An 8,692-nucleotide genomic window follows, 5' to 3' on the forward strand; every position below is an offset into this window, starting at 1 on the left:
TCTCCTGATTATTATGCTTTGTATGCTTGGACGTTTGCCATCTGATGTGGATTACGTTCAGCGTATCTAATGTCGTCGAAATTTACTTAAGCAATGTAATGCAGATGGAATATCCATTATAGGATTGCCGCTATATGGCACAGGGCATTTCCACAGCCTTGGACGTCGGCTGTGGCGGTATTGCCTGATCGGTTGCAGATAAACAACTTCTGTCGGTTGATACATGCATTGCCATGCCCTGTCCGGTGTTGTTTTCTGGCTTATTTTGCAGGTTTTTTAATCTCGATTGTTGCAGATAGCAGGCATGACCGTTGGATTTTCATCTCAAATGAAAATCCAGGTCATTTTGCGTTGCTCGGCGCTGTTTGCCATGCCGTAAATAATGGATTTAAAACCTTCCTGCACTTGCATGCTGCTAGCGTAGAGCGGCTTGTCCTGCGATGGGCAAGGCTGTGTCTTTTTCTGTAGCAGAGCTGCTGTTTCCACTAAGCTGTATCACGACTACGCCTGCGATCAAGAGGAGAGCGCCGAGTACGCGCCCGCTGTTTAACTGCTTGGTCGCGAGACCCAACATGCCGAAATGATCGAGTGCCAGCGAAGCGATGATTTGTCCTGTCATTGCGGCTCCGACAAAGCCCATAGCTCCCAATCGCGGTATCAGCATCAGCGCCAATGAAATAAAAATCACACCATAGAGACCGCCCGACCAGATCCAGAGTGGTGCTTTGGATGCGAAGTCCATAGATGGCATGGGCAAGCGCAGCAGCAAGATAAGCGGCAGCAATACGCAGATGCTGACCAGTAATGAAGCCAGCGTAGCCCACAGCGGATGTCCAAGGCCTTTGCCAAGTATCGCGTTGACGCCGCCCTGCAATGGCACCATCGCACCGACACCGGCAGCGATCAGCATCATTACGAGTGATTGAATCAAATGCATCATGTATCCTTTTCCTTGAAGATGTGTTGAAACTTTATTTCATCCACTCGGCAAAGTGAAATTCCATTTACCTATCCAGGACATGCATGAAATGAATACATTGCGTCGCATCGATCTCAATCTGCTGGTGATACTGGACGCCTTGTTGTCTGAGCGGCATGTCACGCGGGCAGCCGAGCGTTTGCATTTGAGTCAACCGGCAGTCAGCCATGCACTGGCTCGTCTGCGCGAGTTGCTGGATGATCCTTTGCTTGAGCGTGTCGGCAGTGTGCTGGTGCCTACGCCACGCGCGCTGGATCTGGTGGAGCCGCTGGCTGAAGCGTTGGCGAAGGTAGAGGCATTGTTGACGCCGGATGTATTTGAACCAGCCGTGGCTAGACGTAGTTTTCGTCTGGCGATGTCGGATTATGGTGCGGCCTTGCTGCTACCGAATCTGGTAAGAGATCTGCGCCGTGAAGCACCGGGCATCGATCTTGTGATTACGCAAGGCAGTCGCGATGCAGTGCTGGATCAATTGTTGAATGGTGAAATCGATCTGGCCGCTGGTGTGTTTCCCAACATGCCGCAAGAGTTGCGTTCTGCCAGTTTGTTTGAAGAAAGCTTTGCCTGTCTGCTGGATAAAAGCACTTTATCGTCCGGCGGTAAATTGACTCTCGCGGATTATCTTGCGCGCCCGCATGTCGGGGTAGGGCGTGGTGGCGGTGCAGTGGAGGTAGGGCAGGCATTGACTGCAATACGTGAACACAGGCGCGTAGCCGTTGCTCTGCCACATTGGAGTGTGGCACCGCAGTTGATAGCCGGCACCGATCTGATACTGACGGTTGCTTCCAGGGTTTTGCGTCAGATACGGCATCCTGAACTGGCTGTGGTTCCGGTGCCATTTAAGGTACCTGCATTTTCGTTTGTGCTGGTCTGGCACCAGCGACGCGATGACGAGCAGGCATTGAGCTGGTTGCGTAATCGGATCGCGGAAAATGCCTGTGCAGATTGAAGTGAGTCAGGCAGTTATTTGCGACGCAGCTTAGCTGTGGCTAAGCGCGTCAGTGCAACATCAGGCTGCGTTACTGGATATAGCTGTTCGCTGCGGCATCGTTGGCGTGCTAACCAGACGCAGTTTTTCTGGCGCTACCCGAGACGCAGATATCTCCACAGCTTGTCGTTCAAGTTTGAAAATGCTGACTACCTGCATCAGTTGATCGGCCTGGTCCTGTAGTGATTGCGCAGCGGCGGCAGATTGTTCTACCAGTGCAGCATTTTGCTGTGTGCCTTCATCAATTTGCGTGATGGCTTGTCCGACTTGTTCTATACCCGCACTCTGTTCCTGACTGGCGCTACTGATCTCAGCGACGATCTCGGTGACGCGTCCCACGCTGGCAACGACTTCATTCATGGTAAGACCGGCTTGCTGTACCAGCTTGCTGCCGTTGTCGACTTTGGCGACTGAGTCATCAATGAGTGCCTTGATTTCTTTGGCGGCAGCCGCGCTGCGCTGCGCCAGACTACGCACTTCAGACGCCACCACCGCAAAACCGCGTCCTTGTTCACCGGCGCGTGCAGCTTCGACGGCAGCATTGAGCGCCAGAATATTGGTCTGGAAGGCGATGCTGTCGATGACGCCGGTAATGTCGACGATTTTTTTCGATGAGGCATTGATTGCTGCCATCGTATCGACGACCTGACCGACGACCATACCGCCTTGTCTTGCGACATCCGAGGCAGAGACGGCAAGCTGATTGGCTTGCTGTGCATTATCTGCATTCTGCTTCACGGTCGAGGTCAACTCTTCCATTGCGGATGCGGTTTCTTCCAGTGAACTGGCTTGTTGTTCTGTCCGCGACGATAGATCGATATTGCCACTGGCGATTTCGCTGGAGGCGTTGGCGATGGTTCCGGTGCCACTGCGAACCTGAGTGACGATGCGGTGCAGATTGTCGTTCATGGTTTTCAGTGCAGCCATCAACTGGCCTACCTCGTTGGTCGTCTTCACGAGTACCGTACCGCTCAGATCGCCTTCAGCCACGCGTCGAGCAACACCGACTGCCGTGTTGAGTGGTCGCGTGATGCTGCGTGTTACCCACCAGCCCACTGCAATCGACAGCAATAGAGTGATGCCGGCCAATATATTGATGATGGTGCGTGCTTGTCCGGAGTCGCCGCTGGCAGCGTTGCCAGCTGCATTCATCAAGCCACCTTGATAATCGAACATCGCATCTAGCGCGATAAAGTATTTGATCTGTACCGGCATGAAGACATTATCCAGATAGATTTTGGCTTCTTCTGTCTTGCCGTCTTGCGCCAATTGCAGCAGGGCGTCGCGTGCCGGGACATATTGATCGCGGGCGCTGATGGCAGCGTTGATAAAGCGCTTGTCTTCTTCGTTTTGTGCAATGGCCTTGATCTGGTTCAGACCTTCATTCATTTTCTTGTCTGCTTGCCGTGTGTCATCCAGCAGATTGTTGATTTTGGCCGGATCACTGCTCAGCATGATGTCGCGCAGGTTCAAGGCTATCTTGTTGACTTGAATTTGTATGGTGTTGGCTAGCACCGTTTTTGGGTAACGGTCTTTGGTGATCAGATTGATGCTGTTGTTAAGTTGCAGCAATTGGGTATTGCTGAGTATGGTGATGACGATCAGTAATGCAATCACGATGCCGAAACTGAGAGTCAACTTCTGACCTATTTTCATGTTGGCAAGCATCTTCATGGGTTTACCTTTAAGAAAGGGTGATCGCAAGTCACAGTCGCTGATGGACTGTGACTCATAGGATGTTTTTGATTCGCCGTGGTGTTGTATTACTTTGCTTTGAAGCTGCGTAAAAAATCGAGCAGGATTTGGCCTGATACTTCAGCGTCATCTGCTGTCATTGTTTCCAGCGGGTTGTGACTGATACCACCGTTGCCGCAACGGGTGAACAGCATGGCGACATCGGTCATTTTGGAGATCGCCATGGCGTCGTGACCAGCGCCGGATGCAAGCTTGTATGGACGTACGCCAGCGCGCTCTGTTGCTTCTGATAATTGCTGCATCAGCCAAGGTGCGCATGGTGCTGCTGGTGCGGAAACAGTTTGTTCGGCCTTGTATTCGATATTGCGTTGCGCGCAGATATCTGCGATTTGTTGCAATACATCGGCGACGGCGGCATTGCGTACCTCGTCAACTGCGGCGCGTATATCCAGCGACAGTACACAGCGACCGGGGATGACGTTGGTTGATCCGTTAGGTACCTGCAATTGGCCGACCGTGCCGACCAGCGATGCGCTTTGATGTTGGGCACAGCGTTGTTCTACGTACAGAATGATTTCAGCAGCGGCAGCGGCAGCATCTTTGCGCATGGACATAGGCGTGGTGCCGGCATGACTGGCGACGCCTTGCAACTCAATCAGGTAACGCGAACTACCAGCGATGGAGGTGACGATGCCGACCGGCAAGCCATGTTGCAACAATACTGGTCCTTGCTCGATATGGACCTCGACATAGCCGAGCACATCGCTTGCATCGCGGGCAATAGATGGAATCGTGTTGATGTCGTGCCCGGCCTCTGTGATCACGTCACGCATGCTGATGCCGTCACGGTCAGTAATGTCGAGTAGCGACAGATCGAACTGGCCAATCACGGCATTACTACCGAGGAAAGTGCTTTTGAAACGTACGCCTTCCTCTTCTGCAAATCCGATGACTTCAAAATGAAAAGGCAGTGTCTCACCACGCTCATGCAAGTATTTGACGACGGAAATTGGTAGCAATATTCCTTCTCGACCATCATATTTTCCGGCATTACGCACGGTGTCGTAATGTGAGCCGGTAATCAAAGTCTTGGCTGCCGGATCGGTGGACAGATAGCGGCCAACCACGTTACCGACGGCATCGATGTACGCATACATACCTGCTTCGCGCATCCAGCTCGCCAGTTGTTCAGCAGTACGACGATGCGTAGTCGTCATGTAGGTGCAGGTAAGGCCATTTTCGTCTTCGCTCCAGTCACCGATTTCTTCAGCCCATGTCATCACGGCATTGCCCAGTGTCGGAACGTGGCCGAGCAAATCATTGATGCGCATTTCTGCGATGCGTCCGATTTGTCGCAGCGCTTCTTGTAACTCATCTTCAGGATGGTTTCTAAGGCGACGCGTAAATGTGGCGATGATCGCTTTGCGTGTCAGTCCCTTACCGGTTGCGCCTTTGACTGCGAGGATGAAAGGGAAGCCGAATCTGGCGTTGTAGTTGGCATTGAGTTGTTGCAGCGCTGTAAATTCTTCCTGGCTGCATAAATGCAAGCCAGCCTGTGCTTGCTCGCCAGTTGACTCTGCTGTCAACTCGCCTGCAATCGCTGCCTTTCCTGCCAATTCCGGGTGAGCCAGGATCAGGCCGAGTTGCTCCTCGCGGCTGGCATTCGCAACGACTTCCTGCATGGCTTGCTTGAGTGCTGTGATGTTGCGTAGCGGACGTTGTGCTGCGGCTCTTTCCGGTATCCAGGGAGAGTGCTCATAGATGCCGTGCAGAGTGTCCACGAAGGTTTTCGTGTCGCAGTTGTTCAGATGTTCCAGAGTCGTCATATTCTTATCGGCAGCTTGGGTCTGACCGATCCTTGTCTTGAATGCTGGGCGAGTGCATCCCGCCGTTGGCTGCTGTGAAAAATAGGGGGACAGGCAGGTCGGCATTTTTCTAAAAAAGTGCCGCTGATCATCAGAGTGATGACTATGCTTGGGTCGCGAGTTTTGCTATCGCAACTCTTGCGTCCATCGGATGGCTATTGCTTTCCATGGCTGTCTCCTGAATGTTTTAATTTACTCTGCTTAGGTTTTCAAGCTGCAGGTTTGTGAGCCGATACTAAAGTAAATTACACAGGACGATATATGGAATAGCGAATAGTCGACTTCTGGATTCAGATATAAAGAAAAGGCCGGGAAGCCTTACTTTGTCATGCTCTTGGCGGCAGCGCTGACTTGCGCTCTGAGCCATTTATGTTCGGTGGCTTGATGCACGCGCTCATGCCACAACAGGTAAAAACGTAATGGCGGGAACTTGATCGGTACCGTATAGCTTTTAAGTCCTAGCGTCTTCTCGTAAAAGCTTGCGAATTGCTGGCCTGCAGTCAATACCAGATCCGTTTGCGCGACCATATAAGGCAGCATGCGGAAATGTGCTGATTCCACTACAACATTGCGATGCAGATTTTGTTTTTCCAGGAATGAATCAATCGTGCCGTGATAGCCGGGCAGAATTTGTGATGGCGCTGCATGCGGCAGACTGAGATAGTCTTCAATCGTCATATCTTCAGTGCCGGTGCGTCGTGCGTAGGCACAATCGGAACGCATCAAACAGACGATAGGATCATCGAACAATTTGGATAAGTGCAAATGCTCGGGCATTTCATCCCAGTTGGCGATCACCAGATCAAGCTCGCCATCTGACAGCAGTCGTACGTAATCAGTTTCTGGTCCGAGTGCATGAATGACGATGTGGCTTTTTGGCGACTCGCGGCGCAGACGGGCAATGACTTCCGTAAAGAACTGCGTATTCATGTAATCGGGCGCGGCGATATGAAAGGTGCGCGCTTCTTCTTGCGGGACGAAGGCCGTCTTTGGAATGAACAGATGTTCTGCTTCATCGAGTATGCGCTTGGCCGACTTCATCAGACTTTCGCCGTGCTGGGTCGGAACCATGCCGCGCGCGCCGCGTACCAATAAAGGATCGCCAGTGAGCTCACGCAATTTACGCAAGGACGCTGAAATGGATGGTTGCGGGCGATTCAATTTCAAGGCTACGCGCGAGACATTCTTTTCGCACAGCAGCATATAAAGAATACGAATCAGATGGATATCGAGATGATCGGGCAGCCTGGACATTCGTTGTCTCCGGTAGGTGATTGCACGCAGGCAAACATTCGGGATAAATCAAATACCGAATGTCCCACATTTCGAACTCATTGTTGTATATCAAATTCTATATGTCAAATATAAGAGATCAGCAATGTATTAAGTGACTGGGGCGTTTATCGTTCCAATAGTCTGGTTGCAAGCAGGTACATAAATCTGTGTGGCTGGATGTTATGAAGATCACAAGGTCGCAGCGGCATGTTCGGTAGCGGGAAGGTACGGCGCAATGCGCTAGTATCCGCTCAGCTACTGGCAGATACGACCAATTCGGGACGCATAGTCCTGCTCATTTGCAGAGCGCGCAGTGGCGGATGAGAATCAAACGTGGGGAAGACATGGAAGCATTATTCGTATCGTACGGCGTCGAGTGGCTCAATCTGCTGGTGCGCTGGTTTCACTTGATTACCGGTATTGCCTGGATCGGCGCGTCGTTTTATTTCGTCTGGCTCGATAACTCTATCCGTCCTCCGAAGCCTGGTAGCGACTTGGCCAAGAAGGGCGTCTCCGGCGAACTGTGGGCCGTGCATGGTGGCGGTTTTTATAATCCGCAAAAATATCTGGTTGCGCCGCAAGAGTTGCCGGAAGAATTGCACTGGTTTAAATGGGAAGCGTATGCAACCTGGCTCAGCGGTTTTGCCATGTTGTTTATCGTCTACTACTTCAATGCATCAGCCATGATGATAGACAAGTCAGTCGCTGATTTGTCTTCATGGCAGGCTATCGGCGTTGGTCTCGGCACTTTGCTGGTCGGCTGGGTTGTTTATGATCTGCTGTGTCGTTCACCACTGGGCAAGCGCGAGGGTTTGCTCGGCATCGTCATGTTCGTATTTATCGTCGGCGCAACTTATGTGCTGACGCATTTGCTGAGCGGTCGTGCCGCTTACATTCATGTCGGCGCGATGATCGGTACGATCATGGTCGGTAATGTGCTGATGGTAATTATTCCTGGGCAGCGCAAACTGGTAGAGGCGATGAAAGCCGGAAAATCGCCAGATCCCATCTATGGAAAACGCGGCAAGCAACGCAGTGTGCACAATAACTATTTCACGCTGCCTGTACTGTTCATCATGATCAGCAATCACTACGCGATGACATACACGCATGCGTATAGCTGGCTGGTGTTGGCAGCGATCATGGCGGCGGGTGTGCTGATTCGTCACTTCTTTAATTTGCGTCATGCCGGAAAAGTGTCGTTGGCTTATCCGATTGCAGGTGTGTTGCTATTGGTGGCAGTTGCCATTGCGATTGCACCGCGTCCGATACCAAAGCCTGCAGTAGCTGCTGTGACAACGACTGCTCCTGCAGTCACGGCTACAGCAACGACAGAGACAGGAGCAAGCCCTGCAGCAGTGACACCGACGACTGCAAGTGATTTTGAACACGTACAAAACGTCATCATGCAGCGCTGTGCCAGTTGCCATTCGGCTCAGCCGACGCAAGCGGGATTTGCTACCGCACCTGCCGGCATGATGTTGCAAACACCAGAATTGATCCGCCAGCATGCGGCCAAGGTGTATCAGCGTGTTGTGCAAACCAAGGACATGCCATTAGGTAATATGACCCACATGACAGATGAAGAGCGGGCCTTGATTGGAACTTGGTTCGAAGCCGGCGCAAAATAAGAAATCGCAAGATTTTGTGCGGCTAGCTGATACTGAAAACATCATAAAAAATATAACGAGGAAACAACATGACGACAATCACGATAGACGGCTTCACCCTGACAGCAGAGCAGGTCATCCAGGTAGCACGCGCACAGAACGGTAGTTACGCGCAAGTAGCGCTAGCCGCTACTTCCCGCGCTGCCCTGAAAGAAAGCCGCGACTACATCGAATCCACCTGGATGCACGATGAAGCACCGATGATGTACAGCTTTAACAC

The 8,692-nt window shown here is 51.9% G+C and carries 6 protein-coding genes and 1 pseudogene; 3 read left to right on the plus strand and 4 right to left on the minus strand.

What is annotated here, in order from left to right; translation table 11 throughout:
- Nucleotides 1-415: 415 nt before the first annotated feature.
- Nucleotides 416-940, minus strand: coding sequence for a DMT family transporter (locus AC07N2_RS09925; protein WP_494778076.1), 525 nt, complete (start codon nt 938-940; stop codon nt 416-418).
- Between the two features lie 88 nt (nt 941-1,028).
- On the opposite strand from AC07N2_RS09925, the gene AC07N2_RS09930 reads away from it, so the two are divergent.
- Nucleotides 1,029-1,928 (plus strand): LysR family transcriptional regulator, encoded by a 900-nt coding sequence (locus AC07N2_RS09930; protein WP_494778077.1) that lies wholly within the window; start codon nt 1,029-1,031, stop codon nt 1,926-1,928.
- 60 nt (nt 1,929-1,988) lie between these two features.
- Here the strand turns inward: AC07N2_RS09930 and AC07N2_RS09935 are convergent, their stop codons facing one another.
- From AC07N2_RS09935 to AC07N2_RS09945, 3 genes are all read right to left on the minus strand, one after another.
- Entirely contained in the window at nt 1,989-3,641 is a 1,653-nt protein-coding gene (locus AC07N2_RS09935) for a methyl-accepting chemotaxis protein (RefSeq protein ID WP_494778078.1), read from the minus strand.
- Nucleotides 3,642-3,730: 89 nt separating this feature from the next.
- Entirely contained in the window at nt 3,731-5,488 is a 1,758-nt protein-coding gene (locus AC07N2_RS09940) for an allantoate amidohydrolase (protein WP_494778079.1), read from the minus strand.
- A 357-nt stretch (nt 5,489-5,845) separates the two neighbouring features.
- Entirely contained in the window at nt 5,846-6,781 is a 936-nt protein-coding gene (locus AC07N2_RS09945; RefSeq protein WP_494778080.1) for a LysR substrate-binding domain-containing protein, read from the minus strand.
- 365 nt (nt 6,782-7,146) lie between these two features.
- Between AC07N2_RS09945 and AC07N2_RS09950 the strand changes: the two genes are divergently transcribed.
- Both AC07N2_RS09950 and AC07N2_RS09955 read left to right on the plus strand, forming a co-directional pair.
- A complete protein-coding gene (locus tag AC07N2_RS09950) occupies nt 7,147-8,433 on the plus strand; it encodes a urate hydroxylase PuuD (RefSeq protein WP_494778081.1) in 1,287 nt (428 codons plus the stop codon).
- Between the two features lie 68 nt (nt 8,434-8,501).
- A pseudogene (locus AC07N2_RS09955) lies at nt 8,502-8,692 on the plus strand (aromatic amino acid lyase); the annotation flags it as partial.

The sequence above is a fragment of the Herminiimonas sp. GW821-FHT09C12 genome (assembly GCF_059416385.1).

Bases quoted from the DNA above. Each gene is read 5' to 3' on its own strand.
- AC07N2_RS09925 (WP_494778076.1), bottom strand. From the start codon at position 940: ATGATGCATTTGATTCAATCACTCGTAATGATGCTGATCGCTGCCGGT.
- AC07N2_RS09930 (WP_494778077.1), top strand. From the start codon at position 1,029: ATGAATACATTGCGTCGCATCGATCTCAATCTGCTGGTGATACTGGAC.
- AC07N2_RS09935 (WP_494778078.1), bottom strand. From the start codon at position 3,641: ATGAAGATGCTTGCCAACATGAAAATAGGTCAGAAGTTGACTCTCAGT.
- AC07N2_RS09940 (WP_494778079.1), bottom strand. From the start codon at position 5,488: ATGACGACTCTGGAACATCTGAACAACTGCGACACGAAAACCTTCGTG.
- AC07N2_RS09945 (WP_494778080.1), bottom strand. From the start codon at position 6,781: ATGTCCAGGCTGCCCGATCATCTCGATATCCATCTGATTCGTATTCTT.
- AC07N2_RS09950 (WP_494778081.1), top strand. From the start codon at position 7,147: ATGGAAGCATTATTCGTATCGTACGGCGTCGAGTGGCTCAATCTGCTG.